Source organism: Paraburkholderia sp. WC7.3g, assembly GCF_050436345.1.
In the GTDB taxonomy this organism is placed as follows: Bacteria; Pseudomonadota; Gammaproteobacteria; order Burkholderiales; family Burkholderiaceae; genus Paraburkholderia; species Paraburkholderia podalyriae.
Genome location: NZ_JBNDMA010000002.1, coordinates 781,473 through 798,336, shown reverse-complemented (window position 1 = coordinate 798,336; position 16,864 = coordinate 781,473). Strand labels below are relative to the sequence as shown.

The window sequence follows — 16,864 nt, the reverse complement described above, 5'->3', positions numbered from 1 at the left end:
CGGGTGATGCTTCGGGGTGAAATCAGGAGCCCGCGGTCAGCGGATCGTGCGAGGGGCTCGACTGCACGCGAGCGCGACGCAGCGTCAACACGAATAATGCACCGCCTTGCGGCGCGTTGCGCGCGGCCAGCGAGCCGCCGCAATCACGCGCGATCGACGATGAAATCGCGAGGCCGAGGCCGAGCCCCTGACCCATTTCCTTCGTCGTGAAGAACGGCTCGAAGAGATGCGGCAGCACGTCGTCGGGGATGCCGGGGCCGTTGTCGCCGACCACGATCGACAGGTTCGCGTCGCCGGCCGCGACCTCGACCGTGATGTGCGGCGGGTTGATGCCGGCGGTCGCATCGAGCGCGTTGCCCAGCAGGTTGATCAGCACCTGTTCGAGTCGCAGATCGTCGCAATTCGCGACCAGCTCGGGATGATCGTCGGCGAGATTCAGCGGTGCGTGCGCGCCGCCTGCCGCATCGGCGGCCGCGGTGTCGGTGCCGGCCCTGGCATCGATCAGCACGAACTCGAGCTCGACGCCCTGCAGCCGCTTCTGCAGCAACCCGACGACGTTGCGCAGCGCCCGCACGATCGACGCGCGCGCGCTGCGCGGCCGCGCGCGGCCGACGAACAGCTTCAGCTGGTTCGTGATCTTGCCCATGCGCTCGGTGAGCGCCGCGATCGCTTCGAGATTCTCGCGCGCCGATGCCTGATCGCCGCGTTCGAGCAGCACGCGCGTGTTGTCCGAGAAACTGCGCAGCGCGGCGAGCGGCTGGTTCAGCTCGTGCGTGATGCCGGCCGCCATTTGACCGAGCGCGGCGAGCTTGCTCGCCTGGATCAGCTCGTCGTGCGCGGCGCGCAGCTCCTGTTCGGCGCGCGTGCGCTCGACGACTTCCCTGTGCAACTGCTCGTTCGCCTCGGACAGATCGGCGGTGCGCTCGGCGACGCGCTCGTTCAGCTCGGCATACGCTTTTTGCAGCAGCGCGCGGCTGCGCATCATTTCGCGCAGCCGCGCGCGCCGCATGCGCCAGTGGAACGCGAGCAGCACCAGCGACACATAGCCGAAGCCGGTGACGATGGTCGCCTTGCGCGCGTCGGCATCGACTGGATCGACCGGTGACATCGTGATCAGATGCCAGTCCGGCTCGCCCATGGCGTGCCGCGACGCGAGGTAGCGCGGCGCGGAGCGCCCGCCGCCGACGCGCAGGATCTGCGCATTGCCTTTTAGGATGCGCTCGACCGCCACCGGCAGCGGCTCGATCGGCTGCTGCGCGTACTGGCGCGCCTGGTAGATCGAATTGGCGATCTGGCCGGGCAGCGGCCGGATCGTGTGGTACTTCCATGCCGGCACCGACGACAGGAAGATCACGCCATGATCGTCGGTGACGACGAGCGGCTCGGACGCGTCGGCGCCCTGAAACCATTCGAGATCGAGCTTGACGACCGCCACACCGACGATCTTGCCGTCGCGCCGCACCGGCTGCGAGATGTAATAGCCGGGCGCCTGCGAAATCGTGCCGATGCCGAAGAAGCGGCCGACACCGCCCTTCACCGCATCGACGAAATACGGCCGGAACTGATAGCCCGCGCCGACGAAGCTGCCCGGCCCGCGCCAGTTGCTCGCGGCGACGCAGTAGCCGTCGAGCGAAATGACGTAGGTGACCGTCGCGCGCGCGTGGCGGTTCAGATCCTCGAGATAGAGATTCGCGCGCGCGGCGTTGGCGGGCGTCGGATCGATCAGCACGTCCTGCACGATCGGATGCTCGGCGAGCAGATAAGGCAGCGATTCGTAGCGCTCGAGTGTGCTCTTCAGCACGCTCGCGGTGCGCTCGGCGCGCACCGCGGCATTGCGCCGCAGCGTGTCGACGCCGCTTTTCCACGCGAGGCTGTAGGTGAGCCAGCATGCCGCCGCGAGCCCGGCTGCGAGCGCGAAGAGAATCAGCAGGCGGCGGGTCACGTTGGCAAGGTCCGGTCGATGGGGATCGGACATTGTGGCATAGGGCGGCAAGGGCTCGCCGCGAGATGCGTCGCGGGCTGGGCCGCGGGTTGCGCTGGCAGTCTCGCCAAAGGTAAGCGCCGAAGGCCCCGGTGCGGCCGGAGCAACAGCAGATGCCTCGGGAGGACGCGCGGACGCCGGATTCATCAGCAAGCGTCCGCGCTAATCACGACAAGGTCGGCGAGGCGCGGCTCAAACGCCGGCCGGCTCTTTGACCGCCACCTCGCCGCGCAGCACCTTGTTCAGCTTGCTGCGATCGAGTTCCTTCTCCCAGGCCGACACGACGACCGTCGCGACACCGTTGCCGACGATGTTCGTCAGCGCGCGGCATTCGCTCATGAAACGGTCGATGCCAAGAATCAGCACCATGCCCGACAGCGGAATCGTCGGCACGACGGCAAGCGTCGCCGCGAGTGTGATGAAGCCCGCGCCGGTCACGCCGCTCGCGCCCTTCGAGGTCAGCATCGTCACTGCGAGCAGCGTCAGCTGCTGGCCCCAGGTGAGGTCGATGTTGGTCGCCTGGGCGATGAACAGCACCGCCATCGTCATGTAAATGTTGGTGCCGTCGAGGTTGAACGAGTAGCCGGTCGGCACCACGAGGCCCACCACCGAGCGCGAGCAGCCGAGATTTTCCAGCTTCAGCATCAGCTGCGGCAGCGCGGCTTCGGACGAGCTCGTGCCGAGCACGATCAGCATTTCCTCCTTGATGTACGCAACGAAACGCAGGATGTTGAAGCCCACCATCCGCGCGATCGCGCCGAGCACCACCACCACGAACACGATCGAGGTCAGATAGAACGTGCCGACCAGCTTGAGCATCGGCAACAGCGAGCCGATGCCGTACTTGCCGATCGTGAAGGCCATCGCGCCGAACGCGCCGATCGGCGCGAGCTTCGTGATGATGCGCACCATGCCGAACAGGATGTGCGAGATCCCTTCGATGATGTTCATTACGGGCTTGCCCTTCTCACCGGCCGTCGCGAGCACCGCGCCGAACAGCAGCGCGATCAACAGGATCTGCAGGATCTCGCCCTGCGCGAACGCCGACGTGATCGTGTCCGGAATGATGTGCATGAAGAAGTCGACCGTCGACTGGCCGTGTGCCTTCGCTGCATACGACGCGACCGCGCGGCTGTCGAGCGAAGCCGGGTCGACGTTGAAGCCGGCGCCGGGTCGCAGCAGGTGCGTGGCGGCGAGGCCGAGCACCAGCGCGAACGTCGACACGATTTCGAAATACAACAGCGCCTTGCCGCCCACGCGTCCGACCTTCTTCATGTCCTCCATGCCGGCGATGCCTGTCACGACCGTGCAGAAGATGATCGGCCCGATCACCATCTTGATCAGCTTGATAAAGCCGTCGCCGAGCGGCTTCATGTCGACGGCGAGGTTCGGGTAGAAATGCCCCAGTACGATACCGATGATGATCGCCACGATCACCTGGACGTACAGCACTTTATGGATAGGTTTCTTCACGATAGTTCCTGCGAGGGGAAATGAGCTGATGAGCCGCCGCGAGGCGCGACACGCGAACGAAACGTCGTCGCGCGGGCGCCCGTTAGCGGACCGCTGCAAGACGACGAATTCAGAAATACCGGGAAGGGAAATCGGACATCGTTGTCTCCTTGCTTTTTTGTCGGGCCGTGGCGGCCACGCCTTTGTTTCGCAAGGTCGATGCCAGTTCGATATCGACCATGGAGGCTTGATTCTTATGGGTTTTCCGGCAAGGCTCGGCGCGCGTCGTCCGGGTTTCCGGAAATCCGGACGACCGCTGTCGGGGAATCCGGAATCCGATGCGCGCGCGATTGAGTGGAAACCCGCAAGGGTTTGCGCGCAGCTTGCGAGCGCGAGGTCAGGTCAACAGGTCGATGCGATCCGTGCAGATCATGTCGACACCCCATTGTGCGAGCAACCGCGCGCGCGTCGGGTCGTTCACCGTATAGGCGAGCACGCGCAGCCCGCTCGCGCGGATCTGCGCGACCAGCGGCTCACTCAGATAACGGTGACTCGCGTGCAGGGACACGCAGTCGAGTTCGCTCACGATGCGCAGCCAGTCCGCCGGCACCTGCTCGAACAGCATGCCGCGCGGCAGCGACGGCGCGGCATCGCGCGCGGCGGCGAGCGCGTCGAACGAAAACGACGACAACAGCGGCGGCGTCCGCCCTTGCCACAGCGCGAGCGCGCCTTGGGCGACCAGCGTGCCGGTGATCACTTCGCGGCCCGGACACGGCTTGATCTCGATGTTCGCGGCGATGCCGTCGCGCGCGCAACGCTCGGCTGCGTCGGCCAGCGTTGGCAGCCGTGTGCCGAGGAACTCCGCACCGCGCCACGCGCCGGCATCTAGTGCGACGAGTTCCGGCCATGTGTGCGCGGCCGCCGGTCCGTGGCCGTTGGTCGTGCGATCGAGCGTGTCGTCGTGCAGCAGAAACAGCACATTGTCGGCGGACAGCTTCGCGTCGAACTCGACCATGCGATAGCCGTAGCGCACGCACGCGTCGAAACCGGCCGACGTGTTTTCCGGCGCGAGCGTACCGCCGCAGCGATGGGCGACCAGCCGCGGATAAGGCCATGGTGCGGAGCTCCCGCGATCGATCCCAGTTGCCACGTGTCGCTTCCTTGCTGATAGAACAGCGGTTCAAGTAAAAAGCCCGCACATCGGCGGGCTTTTTCGATTTTGCGAGCGTGAAGCGAGGCGCCGCGCGTCAGACTACGCCGGCTCCATGCGCCTGCACGTCGGCGTGATAGCTCGAACGAACCATTGCACCCACCGCGGCGTGCGTGAAACCCATCTTGTACGCCTCTTCCTCGTACATCTTGAAGGTGTCCGGATGCACGTACGTGCGCACCGGCAGGTGGTGCTCCGACGGCTGAAGGTACTGGCCGATCGTCAGCATGTCGACGTCGTGCTCGCGCAGATCGCGCATCACCTGCAGGATTTCCTCTTCGGTTTCGCCGAGACCGACCATCAGGCCTGATTTGGTCGCGACGTGCGGATGCAGCGCCTTGAAGTCTTTCAGCAGCTTCAGCGAATGCGCGTAGTCCGACCCCGGGCGCGCTTCCTTGTACAGACGCGGCACCGTTTCGAGGTTGTGATTCATCACGTCGGGCGGCGCGGCGTTCAGGATACCGAGCGCGCGATCGAGGCGGCCGCGGAAATCCGGCGTCAGGATTTCGATGCGAGTTTCTGGCGACAGCTCGCGCGTCTGACGAATACACTCGACGAAGTGCGCCGCACCGCCGTCGCGCAGATCGTCACGGTCGACGCTAGTAATCACGACGTATTTCAGCTTCAGCGCCGCAATGGTGCGTGCGAGGTTGGCTGGTTCGTCGGCGTCGAGCGGATCGGGACGACCGTGGCCGACGTCACAGAACGGGCAGCGGCGCGTGCACTTGTCGCCCATGATCATGAAGGTCGCGGTGCCCTTGCCGAAACATTCGCCGATGTTCGGGCAGCTCGCTTCTTCACACACCGTATGCAGGTTGTGCTCGCGCAGGATCTGCTTGATCTCGTAGAAGCGCGAATTGCCGGTGGCCGCCTTCACGCGGATCCATTCCGGCTTCTTCAGCTTTTCGATCGGGACGACCTTGATCGGGATGCGCGCGGTCTTGGCTTGCGCTTTCTGCTTCGCGGTGGCGTCGTAGGCGGCGGGGGCCGGCACGCCTTCGGGCGTGAGGGTGGCTGCTGCGGGGTTCGCGGTTACGTCAGTCATTCGTTCGATCCAGTCAGGCGGTGAGCGCACCGGCCTGCGGTTGGGCGACGGCCGCGGGATTGCCGTCGAGGTTTGCGGTGAGGCTTGCTGCGAGTGTGCGGGCCACGTCGTCCCAGCCGGCGGCGACGCCGAGCGTCGCCATGTCGACTGTTTCGAGCCCCGCGTAGCCGCATGGATTGATCGCCAGAAACGGTCGCAGGTCCATATTCACGTTCAGACTGACGCCGTGATAGCTGCAGCCATTGCGGATTTTCAGGCCAAGCGCCGCGATCTTGGCGCCGGCATGCGGCCCGGCGTCGGGCCCGGGCGCCACGTAGATACCGGGGGCGCCCGCCTTGCGTTCTCCGGCGAGATTATACGCCGCCAGGGTGTCGATCACGGCCTGCTCGATCCGGGTGACGAGCTCGCGCACCATCAGCTTGCGCCGGCGCAGGTCGAGCAGCAGATAAGCGACCACCTGTCCGGGGCCGTGATAAGTGATTTGCCCGCCGCGGTCGACCTTGACGAGGGGAATGTCGCTGTCGGCCGCGAGCAGGTGGGCCGGATCGCCGGCCTGGCCGAGCGTGAAGACGGGCGGATGTTCGACGAGCCAGATCTCGTCGGGGGTGTCGGCGGTGCGGGCGTCGGTGAACGCGCGCATCGCGCCGAAACTGGCTTCGTAGGGTTCGCGGCCGAGCCAGCGCAGCTTGGGCGGCTCGATGGCAGGCGAAGGGGTCGGAGAAACCGGGGCGGCGCACATGATTTCGGGAGTTTACCGAAATCTGCGAAACCGCGCCCGAGCGCACCGGGAACCAGGACAGCGCAGCCCGAACGCAGCCGGCATGCCGCAGGCCCCGTCGCGTCATGCGCGGCTTTGGCGCCGCGCCACCTTCAAACCGTGCGCCAGCCGCCGCGCACGCGCATCATCCAGCGTTCCCCGATGCGCGCGAGCCAGTTCAGCGCGCGCTCGTCGCGGCGCGTCGGCACCGAGAACGTAACCTTCGCGAACGTGGCGCCCTCGGCGCTGAGCCAGAGCCGCTCGCCGCGCCGCAGATGCAGCGTCTGACCCGGCTGCAGCCAGTAGTCCATCGTGTCGTCGCTGCGTGTGAGCCACACCGCGCCGCCATGCACTCGCAGCTTGGTGCTGCGCGCCACCTTCAGCGGCAGCGTGTCGCCAGTGCGGATTTCATACGCAATGCTAGAGGAAATTTCTCGCATAATGCCCTCGCCAAAAATCGTTTCATGACTAGAATCCTAGGTGCACCAAGGACTTGGGCAAAACGATCAATTTTCACGGCTATGTGAGAAATATTGCGATGGATCTTCGTCAACTCCCCGCGCTGAACGCGATCAAGGCGTTCGAAGCCGCCGCTCGCCACGAGAGCTTTTCGCGCGCCGCCGACGAGCTGTTCGTCACGCACGGCGCGGTCAGCCACCAGATCCGCGCGCTCGAGGCCGAGCTTGGCGTGTCGCTGTTCGCGCGCGACGGCAAGCGCGTGCGCCTCACCGAAACCGGCCGCCGCTACGCCGCCCAGGTGCGCGCCGCGCTGACGGAGCTCGCCGACGCGACCCGCGCGATCCGCGCCAGCGACCGTGAGCGGCGCCTCGTGGTGTCGATGTTGTCGTCGTTCGCGGCGCGCTGGGTGACGCCACGCATCGGCAGCTTTATCGAGACGCATCCACAGTGGGATCTCGAGCTGCTGTCCACCAATGCGCTGACGGACTTCGCGCGCGACGACGTCGACGTCGCGATCCGCTTCGGCTTGGGCAAATATCCGGGGCTGCACGCGGAGCTGCTGCTCGACGAGATTTTCTTCCCGGCCTGCTCGCCCAACTTCAACGGCGGCAAGCTGCCGCAAACCCCGGCCGATCTCGCCAAAGTCCCGCTGCTGCGCTCCGCCGACGAACTATGGCGCCCGTGGTTCGACGCCGCCGGCCTCGCCGACTGGCCCGAGCCGAAGCGCGGTGTACTGTACCAGGATTCGTCGAATCTGCTGCAGGCGGCCGTCGACGGTCAGGGGGTCGCGCTGACGCGCCGCTCGCTCGCGATGCACGAAATCGCGTCAGGCCGGCTCGTGCGGCTGTTCGATGTGGATGGGCCAAGCCCGTGGCAATACTATTTCATCTGCCTGCCGCAAACGCTGGAGACCGCGCGGGTCAAGGCGTTTCGCGACTGGGTGTTCGACGAGGTGACACGTTTCAGGCAGCTGTTCGATCTCGCCTGTGAGGCGGGTCCCGCGGCGACTGCGCGCCTCGCGGCGGAGCAAACGCCGGCGGACGCGTTGCGCGTCGCGCCGTGAGGTGACAGATCGCGCGCTGTTACAGCACGACCTTGACCATCGGATGGCCGGTCAGCGCACGATAGATGTCGTCGAGGTGCGCGCGGCTCGTCGCGCGTACGTGGACGGTCAGCCCCGTGTACGTGCCGCTGCTCGACGGCCGCGTCTCGACGCGCGACGCATCGACATCGCCGTCGAACTGACGCACCACTTCGACGATCGTCGCGGCAAACTCGGGGTGCGATTTGCCCATGATCTTGATCGGGAAATCGCAGGGGAAGTCAAACAGTGAGTCGTTCTCGAGATTCATTCTTTACTCCTTCTTGCGCCGCGCTAGCTGCCGCTGCCTTGGCTCGCTGATACGCCGCGTGCAGCGCCGCAAACACCGCGCCCCGGCCGGCCCGCGCCAACCGGTGCGCCGTCGAGCCGCGTGACCGGCAGCACTTCCTTGGTCGCCGAGCTGACGATGATTTCATCGGCCGCGCGCACTTGCGCGTCGGTGATGTCGCGCGCCTCGAACCGAATGCCGCATTCGGCCGTCAGCTCCTCGATGAGCCCATAGCGGATCCCTTCGAGAATCTTGTTGCTGCGCGGCGGCGCGGCCAGCACGCCATTCTTCACGATCCACACGTTCGACGACGCCCCTTCGGTCAGCAAACCATCGCGGAACTGCAGGGTCTCGAAGGCGTCGTTTTCGGCCGCGTATTGGGCCATCAGCACGTTGCCGAGCAGCGACACCGACTTGATGTCGCAATTGAGCCAGCGACGATCTTCAGCGCTCACGCACGCGACACCGCTCGACTGCTGCGCGGCGTCGGGTAGATTCAGCGCGGTGACCATCACGAGCACGGTCGGCTTCACGCCGGCCGGAAACGCGTGAGCGCGCTTCGCGACGCCGCGCGTGACCTGGATATATGCGATCGCGTTCTGATCGGCACGCAAGCCGCCGTTCGTTTCGTTGGCCTCGACCACGCGTGCGATCAGCTCGCGCCAGCCGGCGTCGTCGAGCGGATTGGCGATGCCGATCTTGCCGACCGAGCGCGCGAGACGCGCCAGATGCTGCTTCAGACGAAACGCGGTGCGGCGTCCACTCGCGTGCGCGTACAACGGCGCAACTTCGTAAATGCCGTCGCCGAAAATGAAGCCGCGGTCGAGCACCGGCACGCGCGCTTCGGACAGCGGCACCAGTTCGCCGTTCAGATAAACGATCGGGTCCGACGAAACATCGGAGACAGCGGTCATTGCGACGTGGCCTTTACTTTTTCTTGTTGAACATCAGCATCAGCGAATCCCACACGCGGCCGACCACCCCGGCTTGCGGCACCGGCTGCAGCGCGACCACCGGGAACTGCGCGAGCACCTTGCCGTCGGCGACGAGCCTGGCAGTGCCGACCTGCTGGCCGTTCGCGAGCGGCGCGACGAGCGGATCGTTGAGTTCGATCTGCGGCTTCGCCTTGTCGCCCGCGCCCTTCGGCAGCGTGATGTACTGGTCGCTCTTCACGCCGACCTGAACGCTGTCCTGCGAACCCTTGTAGACGCGCGGCGTGGCCACGACCTGGTTCGCCTTGTACAGACGCGTCGTGTCGTAGGCGGTATAGCCGTAGTTGAGCATCTTCAGGCTGTCCTGCACGCGGTCGTGCTCCTTGGTCTCGCCCATCATCACCGAGACGAGACGGCGCGACGCGTCGGTCGTGCCCGGCAGCGGACGCTTCGCGCTCGCGATCAGGCAGTAGCCGGCGGCTTGCGTGTGGCCGGTCTTCAGACCGTCGACGGTCGGGTCGATCCACAGCAGACGGTTGCGGTTCGGCTGCTTGATCTTGTTGTACGTGAATTCCTTGACCGAGAAGATGTTGTAGTACTCGGGATAGTCGCGGATCAGACGCGCCGACAGGATCGCGAGATCGCCCGCGGTCGTGTAGTGCTGCGGGTCGGGCATGCCATTCACGTCGGCGAAATGCGTGTGCTTCATGCCGAGCTTCTGCGTTTCGTTGTTCATCATGTTGACGAACTGCGCTTCGCTGCCGCCCACCAGTTCGGCCAGCGCGATCGCCGCGTCGTTGCCCGACTGCACGATCATGCCGTACACGAGGTCGTGCACGGTCACCGGCTTGAGCGCCTCGACGAACATGCGCGATTCGTCGTTGCGCACGCGGCGCACCGCTTCGCTCGGCTCGATGGATTGGTCCATCGTAATTTTCTTCGTGTCGAGCGCTTCGAACACCAGATACGCGGTCATCAGCTTGGTCAGCGACGCAGGCTCGACGCGTTCGTCGGCATTGGCGGACGCGAGCACCTGGTTGCTGGTCGCGTCGACGAGCACCCACGAGCGCGCGTTGACGCCCGGCGGCGGCACCTGCGCGAACGCGCTGCTCGCGACCAGCGTGGCCGGCAGCACGAGGCCGACGGCGACGGCACGATGAAGCGAAGTGGGAACGAAAGAAGCGACTGACGGGAATGACGTACGGCCAGAGGAGGAGAAACGCATAGGGTCGATTCGTGCCGAAAAATACGTTGCGCGACAGCGCGCGGAGTTGGGGGGAGCCGGTCGGCGGGGCATCTGGCCGTAAAACGGCGGGCGCCCGTTGGACTGATGGCGACGCAAACGGTTCGCGAGCGCAGCGCTGCGCATCCGGCCGCGCCCCCTCGCGAAATGACTCCGCGGCGCGCGATTCTGCCGGCTCGACGGCGCTGTGCCCAAAAAAAGAGCGCCCATTATACGCGCGCTACCTGGTCAGTTTCGCGCGCGCGGCACCGATTTGCACACGTTTGCGCGCACCTGTCCCCCGCAAAACGCGTGCGGCGCGCGTGTTAGCGCCACGCGTCGACGATGATGCGCTTCAGGATATGCAGCTTGCGGTGCAGAAAATGCTCCGCGCCCGGAATCACGACGACCGGCAGTTCCTGCGGCCGCGCCCAGTCGAATACGGATTGAATCGGAACGGTCTCGTCGACTTCGCCGTGAATCACGAGCGTGCCCTCGGGCACGGGCGCGACGTCCCAGCGGCTCGCCGCGGTACCGACGAACACGATGCGCTCGATTTCCCGCCCTTCGTCGCGCAGCTTCGCCGCGACGTGCGACAGCACCACGGTGCCGAACGAAAAGCCCGCGAGCACGAGCGGCAGATCTCCGTAGTCCGCGTCGGCGCGCATGTGCTCGAGCACCGCACGAAGATCATCGCGCTCGCCGACGCCCGCGTCGTGCTCGCCCTGGGTCTGGCCGACGCCGCGGAAGTTCGACCGGTACGTGACGTAGTTCAGTTGCACGAGCGTGCGCGCGAGCGTCTGCGCGACCTTGTTGTCCATCGTGCCGCCAAAGAGCGGATGCGGATGCGCGACGAGCGCGATGCCGCGCGGTGCGGCGCCGGTTTCGCGCACGTCGTCAGGGAGGTCCAGCGCGACCTCGATCTTGCCGACCGGGCCGTCGATCAGATACTTCTTCGTGTTGACGTTCATCGGGATGCCTGTGGATCGTTTCGTGGTTCGCTTTATTGATCGATCTTCAGACGCTCGACGACCTTGCCATTCGCAAGATGCGATTCGACGATCTCGTCGATGTCGCTCTCGTCGACGTAGGTGTACCAGACACCTTCGGGATACACGACGAGCGTCGGGCCCAGTTCGCAGCGATCGAGGCAGCCGGCCTTGTTGATGCGCACCTGGCCGGGACCGGCGAGGCCGAGTTGCTTCACGCGTTTTTTCGCGTACTCCTGCATCGCCTGCGCGTTGCAGTTCGCGCAGCTCGGGCGCTCGGCACCGGGCTCGCGTTGATTCAGACAGAAGAAAACGTGGTGCTTGTAGAAGGAATCCATGATGTCCGGGAGGCGAGACTGAAAGGAAGTGCAATGGCGCTGTCAGCACGCGATATGCCGCGGCGCCCATCGTGCGGACGATTATAGCGACCGGGCCGTGGAGGCGTCGGGGGCCCGGCGGCCGGCGCGCAAGCGCGTCACACCGGCTTGGCGCGCCGCTTCAGCCACGCCCGCTCGACTGCAAACGCGAGCCACACGAGCGCCGCATAGGGCCACATCCACGCGAGCCAGCGCGCGAGTCCGTTGAAATGCAGATAGCGACCCTGCCGCCAGTCCGCGAGCACGGCGTCGAAATACGGGTTCACGGGCAGCAGATTGACGAACACGAGTGCGACGACGAGCGCGATTCCCGCGAGCGTCACGCGCACGGGTCGCCGCAGCGGCAGCGCGACGACCGCCGCGACGCTGCCGCACGCGAGTCCTGTCAACGCGCCGGGCGTCGCCCAGTCGAACGCGAGGCCCGATTGCGATTGCAGGAACGTCGCGCCGGCCTTCACGCACAAGGTCGCGACGATGAACACGAACAGCAGTCGCACGCGCGGCGCATGACGGCGCACCGGCACGGACGCAAGCGCGAGCGCCGCGAACAGGTTCAGCGTCGTGATCAGCGCTTCCCACGTGTCGTCGGGCAGCCACGCGGCGGCTGCCGCCGGCCATGCGCCGACGTGCCACGCGAACGGCGTCCACGCGAGCAGCGCGTCCTGGATGGTCGGATCGAAGCTCAGCCACAGCGCGCGCGGCCAGTTGCCGAGGCCGAACAGGCGCGGCGCCGGAAACATCGTCGCGAACGGCCACGCGGCGACGAGGCACGCGAGCGTCGCATGGTCGCGCTCGAACCACAGGAGCCGCAGACGCCTGAGCAGCCCCCGATCGAGCAGCGCGCCGGTCAACGGCGACATCATCGCCGCGCCGACGAGCGCGCCGAGCGTGTTGGCAGCGAGGTCGAGATTCGAGGCGACGCGGGTCGGCAGATAGGTCTGCACGGCTTCCATCGTGCCCGACAGCAGGCCGCCCAACACGAACGCGAGCGCGACGGCCAGCGCGCCGCGCCAGCGCGGATATAGCGCGAGCACCACCAGCGCGCCGAACGGCATATAGCCGAGCACGTTGGTGACGACGTCGAACGCCGTCAGGTATTGCGGCATGGGATCGAACAGATAGGCAAACGGCGTGATGCCGAGCGAGCGCCAGCCCGAGAACGGATACCACGACCCGTAGATGATCAGCGCCGTGTACAGCAGCAGCGCCTGACGAGCCAGCGCCGACGGACGGCGCAGCCAGGGGCGTTCGCTCATGCGGCGCTCCGATGCGTGCGCTGCCCGCCCGTCATTGCGCGGCGACCAGCGCCTGCGAGCCGAGCCACGTGGTGATCTGCGCGACGAGGTCGTCGCTGGCCGCGGCGAGCGCCCGCGCGCCGCCGGCTGCATCCGCCGAATGCGCTGGCGCGCGCGCGACGAACGTCTGCTGACCGATCACCTTGCCGCCTCGCATCAGCGTCGCGCGCGCGGCGATCGCGCCGTGGCTGTCGGTCTGACTGTCGAACACCTGCTCGAACTCGGTCAGATCGACCCGCAGCACCGGCGCGGCCACGCCGTCGGCGCCCGTCAGCACGGTGCCGCGCTCGCTCAGCGCATTGCGCAGGCGCTGCGTCAGCAGTTGCGACGGCATCATCGTCCAGTGGCTGTTGGCGTAGGCGGCCGTCTGCTGCGCGTCGGCGTAGCTCAGCCGATAGATCAGCCGGTCGGATTCGAGCACGGACGGCGCGCCGACCTCGAGCACCTTGACGGCGGGCAGCCGGCTCGCGGCGGCGCTCTGCGGCGGTGGCCCAAAGTCGTAGCGGAGGTCCGAGACCACCGCGGAAGTGCCCGCGCAGCCCGCCGCCAGCACGCCGAACGCGAGCAGCGCCGCGAGCGCGGCTCGCAAGGACAACAGTCGGTGAATCGAGCGTGACATAGCATCTTCCTGTGTTCCAGCCTGCGGAGTTAGTGGGCTGCGGGCGCGGCGGCAGCGGCGGGCCACGCGAAGCCGGCCTCCCCCGGACCCGGCGCCGCGCGCGGCGCGCCGAACAGCACGCTGCGCGGATTGGTGTTGAAGGTGTCGGCGGCGCGGTCGATCGATTGTGCGGCCGAGCGCGCTTCCTCGGTCAGCGAATTCACGCGCGGCAGCGTGTCGTAGCCGACCCGGGCGGACAGATCCTGCAGTGACGAGTTCATCTGCGTGAGCGCTTCGCCCGCCTGCTGCGCGGCCGTGCCGACCTTGTTCAGGTTGCGCTCGAACGGCCCGTCGGGACGTTCGAGGCCCGTAATCATCTGGTTGGTCGAGGCGAGCGTGCGGTTCAACTGGTCGATCGTGCCGGGCAGCTTGCTGGCGACGGGCCCCAACTGTTGAGTCAGCGCCGCGACGCCTGAAGCGGCCTGCGCGATGTTCGCCGCCGTATCGTGCAGTTGCGCGACCATTTCCGGCGACAGCATGTTGTTTACGCTGTCGGTGACTTTTTCGAGCTTGCGCAACAGCACGTCGCCGCGTTGCTGCAACTGGTCGAACAGGCCCGGGCGCATCGGCAATTGCGCGACCTTCTGCGCCGACGACGGCAGCGGTGTCAGATCGCGCCCGGTATCGTCGAGCTGGATGAACGCGATGCCGGTCACGCCCTGCAAGCCGAGACTGCCGAACGTCGAATGCGTGATCGGCGCGTGCTCGTCGACCATGATGCGGATCAGGATCTGCCCCGGATGTGTCGGATCGAACTTGATCGACTGCACGCGGCCGACGTCGAGCCCGCGAAAGCGCACCGCGGCGTCCGCAAAGAGGCCGGTCACGTTGGTGCGCGCGATCAGGTCGTACGGCACCCGCACCGTGCGGTCAACGTTGAACAGAAACGCGGCCAGCCCGATCGCCGCCATCAGCACGACGGTGAACAGCCCGGCCCAGAATGCATGCGATTTGTTTTCCATTGTCAGTTTTCCTGGTTCACGACGGCCGGCCTCACAGCGGCAACTCGGACGACGCCGGCTCGAGCGCCGCCCGCGGCAGCTTCGCGCGGCGCTCCGGCGGCAGCGCCTGCAACGCGCGGCGCCCGCGCAGGCCGAGGAAATATTCGCGGATGAACGGATGGTCAATGCCCGCGGCCTGTTCGACCGGCGCGTTCACCAGCACCTTCCGATCGGCGATCACGGCCACGCGCGTCGACAGCGCGACCATCGTGTCGAGATCGTGCGTGACCATCACGACCGTGAGACCGAGCGCGCGATGCAGCCCGGAGATCAGCTCGACGAATTCTTCGGACGCCTGCGGGTCGAGGCCGGCGGTCGGTTCGTCGAGAAACAACAGCTCGGGTTCGAGCGCGATCGCGCGCGCGATGCCGACCCGCTTGATCATTCCGCCCGACAGCGCCGACGGCATCTTCGACGCGTGCTTGCACGGCAACCCGACCATTTCGAGCTTCAGCATCACGATGTCGCGCAGCAGGTCTTCGGGCACCTTGCCGAGCTCGCGCACCGGTTGCGCGACGTTGTCGAACACGGACAGCGACGAGAACAGCGCGCCGCGCTGGAACAGCATGCCGGAGCGGCTGCGCATCAGCAGCGCGGTGTCGGCGGAGATCGTGGCGAGATTTTCGCCGAACAGCTTGATGGTGCCCCTCGACGGCCGTTCGAGGCCGAGAATCTGCCGCACCAGCGTGGTCTTGCCCGAACCCGAGCCGCCGACGATCGACACGATCTCGCCGCGCCGCACGTCGAGGTTCAAATGCTGATGCACGATGTTGCGGCCGTAGCGCTTGGTGATGTCGATCACCTCGATCACCGGCTCGGCGATCGACGGTACGGGCTGGCCGCGCACGGCCTCGGTCAGTGGCGCGATCATCCTAGCCCCACGTTCTGAAAGAGGATCGCGAACACCGCGTCCGCGAGAATCACGATGGTGATCGACGTGACCACCGAGGTCGTCGTGCCTTCGCCGAGACTCTGCGAATTGGCTTTGATACGGAAGCCGAAATGACAGCCTGCGATCGCGATCAGCATACCGAACACCGCGCCCTTGCCAAGGCCGATCCACAGGTTCGCGATCGGGACGACGTTCGGCAGTTGCCGCGCGAAGAAGCTCATGTCGATGCCAAGCACGAGCTTCGCAGCGAGCGCACCGCCCGTCAACGAGATCACGTTGGTCCACATCACGAGCAGCGGCATCGCGACGGCCAGTGCGATCACGCGCGGCAGGATCAGGCGCAGGCCGTGCGGGATGCCCATCACGCGCATCGCGTCGAGTTCCTCGGTCACGCGCATCACGCCGATCTGCGCGGTGATCGCCGAGCCCGAGCGGCCCGCCACCAGAATTGCCGACAACACCGGGCCGAGCTCGCGAATCACCGCGAGGCCCAGAATATTGACGATGAACTGGTTCGCGCCAAAGATACGCAATTGCTGTGCCGACAGATAGCTCAACACGATGCCGATCAGGAACGCGACCAGCGCGGTGATCGGCAGCGCGCGGGCGCCGGCGTTGTAGATGTTCGCGGAGATTTCGGTCCACGGCGTGATCTTCGGCTTGCGCACGATCGCGAGCAGATCGAGCACGACGCGCCCGAGCATCGTGACGCCGCCCTGCATATGCTCGACGAACGAGAAGAGACCGAGACCGAGACGCGTAAAGGGATCGAGGCGGGTGACCGGCTCGGCGCTCTCGCGCCCCGCGTCGAGCAGCGCGATGCGCTCGAAGATGTCGCGCTGCGTGTCGGTAAGCGCGGTGCCGGGCGGCATCGTGCGGCCCCACACACGCCACAGCGCCTGGCCGCCGACGTGGTCCATCCTGTCGACCCGCGACAGGTCCCACTCGCCGATGCCCTGCGCGCCGGTCAGCGAACGCAGCAACGGGATCACATGCCCGGTGTCGCGATCGCGCGCGAGCGCGAGCGCCGTCCACTGGCCCGAGAGACGGACGATCTTGCCTTGGCTGCCAGCCGCGACTTCAAGGCCGGGCGGAGTGTCGTAGTTCAAGGATCGCGTGAATCTGGTTATCGGATTAGCGGCCATTGTAGCGAAGGCTCGGCCGTCGGTCCGCACTGATGCACATCGATCGGCGTCGCCGCTCACCGGTCCGCATTCGGGTCTC

General features: G+C 66.4%; 16 protein-coding genes and 1 pseudogene. 1 reads left to right on the top strand and 16 read right to left on the bottom strand.

The features are described 5' to 3' along the window. Positions 1-22: 22 nt before the first annotated feature. From OKW43_RS15200 to OKW43_RS15175, 6 genes are all read right to left on the bottom strand, one after another. Complete coding sequence (locus tag OKW43_RS15200) at positions 23-2,128, bottom strand: sensor histidine kinase (protein ID WP_429448242.1); 2,106 nt, start codon at positions 2,126-2,128, stop codon at positions 23-25. Between the two features lie 45 nt (positions 2,129-2,173). Continuing rightward, positions 2,174-3,454, bottom strand: a complete 1,281-nt coding sequence (locus tag OKW43_RS15195; protein ID WP_429448240.1) for a dicarboxylate/amino acid:cation symporter — start codon at positions 3,452-3,454, stop codon at positions 2,174-2,176. A 376-nt stretch (positions 3,455-3,830) separates the two neighbouring features. Further along, positions 3,831-4,583, bottom strand: a complete 753-nt coding sequence (gene ugpQ / locus OKW43_RS15190; protein ID WP_429448238.1) for a glycerophosphodiester phosphodiesterase — start codon at positions 4,581-4,583, stop codon at positions 3,831-3,833. A 97-nt stretch (positions 4,584-4,680) separates the two neighbouring features. Then, entirely contained in the window at positions 4,681-5,688 is a 1,008-nt protein-coding gene (gene lipA, locus OKW43_RS15185) for a lipoyl synthase (protein WP_429448236.1), read from the bottom strand. A gap of 13 nt (positions 5,689-5,701) precedes the next feature. Then, positions 5,702-6,427, bottom strand: coding sequence for a lipoyl(octanoyl) transferase LipB (gene lipB / locus OKW43_RS15180; RefSeq protein ID WP_429448234.1), 726 nt, complete (start codon positions 6,425-6,427; stop codon positions 5,702-5,704). A gap of 131 nt (positions 6,428-6,558) precedes the next feature. Next, positions 6,559-6,885, bottom strand: a complete 327-nt coding sequence (locus OKW43_RS15175) for a DUF2917 domain-containing protein (RefSeq protein ID WP_429448232.1) — start codon at positions 6,883-6,885, stop codon at positions 6,559-6,561. Between the two features lie 98 nt (positions 6,886-6,983). Between OKW43_RS15175 and OKW43_RS15170 the strand changes: the two genes are divergently transcribed. After that, the gene (locus OKW43_RS15170) at positions 6,984-7,967 is read left to right on the top strand and encodes a transcriptional regulator GcvA (protein WP_187636945.1); all 984 of its coding nucleotides are present in this window, start codon (positions 6,984-6,986) and stop codon (positions 7,965-7,967) included. A 19-nt stretch (positions 7,968-7,986) separates the two neighbouring features. Here the strand turns inward: OKW43_RS15170 and OKW43_RS15165 are convergent, their stop codons facing one another. The 10 genes and pseudogenes from OKW43_RS15165 to OKW43_RS15120 form a co-directional block, all read right to left on the bottom strand. Beyond that, positions 7,987-8,256 (bottom strand): DUF493 family protein, encoded by a 270-nt coding sequence (locus tag OKW43_RS15165; RefSeq protein WP_187636946.1) that lies wholly within the window; start codon positions 8,254-8,256, stop codon positions 7,987-7,989. Then, a pseudogene (locus OKW43_RS15160) lies at positions 8,228-9,188 on the bottom strand (D-amino acid aminotransferase). The gene OKW43_RS15165 and the pseudogene OKW43_RS15160 overlap by 29 nt, the downstream one beginning before the upstream one ends. Positions 9,189-9,201: 13 nt before the next feature. Next, a complete protein-coding gene (locus OKW43_RS15155; protein ID WP_429448229.1) occupies positions 9,202-10,431 on the bottom strand; it encodes a D-alanyl-D-alanine carboxypeptidase family protein in 1,230 nt (409 codons plus the stop codon). Between the two features lie 323 nt (positions 10,432-10,754). After that, positions 10,755-11,399, bottom strand: a complete 645-nt coding sequence (locus tag OKW43_RS15150; RefSeq protein ID WP_429448227.1) for an alpha/beta hydrolase — start codon at positions 11,397-11,399, stop codon at positions 10,755-10,757. A 32-nt stretch (positions 11,400-11,431) separates the two neighbouring features. Next, positions 11,432-11,755 carry a (2Fe-2S) ferredoxin domain-containing protein gene (locus OKW43_RS15145; RefSeq protein WP_187636950.1) on the bottom strand — a complete coding sequence of 108 codons (324 nt, stop codon included), beginning with the start codon at positions 11,753-11,755 and terminating at the stop codon, positions 11,432-11,434. Between the two features lie 137 nt (positions 11,756-11,892). Then, positions 11,893-13,050, bottom strand: coding sequence for a VanZ family protein (locus tag OKW43_RS15140; RefSeq protein WP_187636951.1), 1,158 nt, complete (start codon positions 13,048-13,050; stop codon positions 11,893-11,895). 31 nt (positions 13,051-13,081) lie between these two features. After that, complete coding sequence (locus OKW43_RS15135) at positions 13,082-13,708, bottom strand: ABC-type transport auxiliary lipoprotein family protein (RefSeq protein ID WP_187636952.1); 627 nt, start codon at positions 13,706-13,708, stop codon at positions 13,082-13,084. 29 nt (positions 13,709-13,737) lie between these two features. Further along, positions 13,738-14,709 (bottom strand): MlaD family protein, encoded by a 972-nt coding sequence (locus OKW43_RS15130; RefSeq protein WP_429448224.1) that lies wholly within the window; start codon positions 14,707-14,709, stop codon positions 13,738-13,740. Positions 14,710-14,740: 31 nt separating this feature from the next. After that, the gene (locus tag OKW43_RS15125) at positions 14,741-15,619 is read right to left on the bottom strand and encodes an ABC transporter ATP-binding protein (protein WP_187636954.1); all 879 of its coding nucleotides are present in this window, start codon (positions 15,617-15,619) and stop codon (positions 14,741-14,743) included. Beyond that, on the bottom strand, positions 15,616-16,749 hold the full coding sequence (locus tag OKW43_RS15120; RefSeq protein ID WP_187636955.1) for an MlaE family ABC transporter permease: 1,134 nt from the start codon (positions 16,747-16,749) through the stop codon (positions 15,616-15,618). Before OKW43_RS15120 ends, OKW43_RS15125 begins: the two co-directional genes overlap by 4 nt. Positions 16,750-16,864 lie beyond the last annotated feature (115 nt).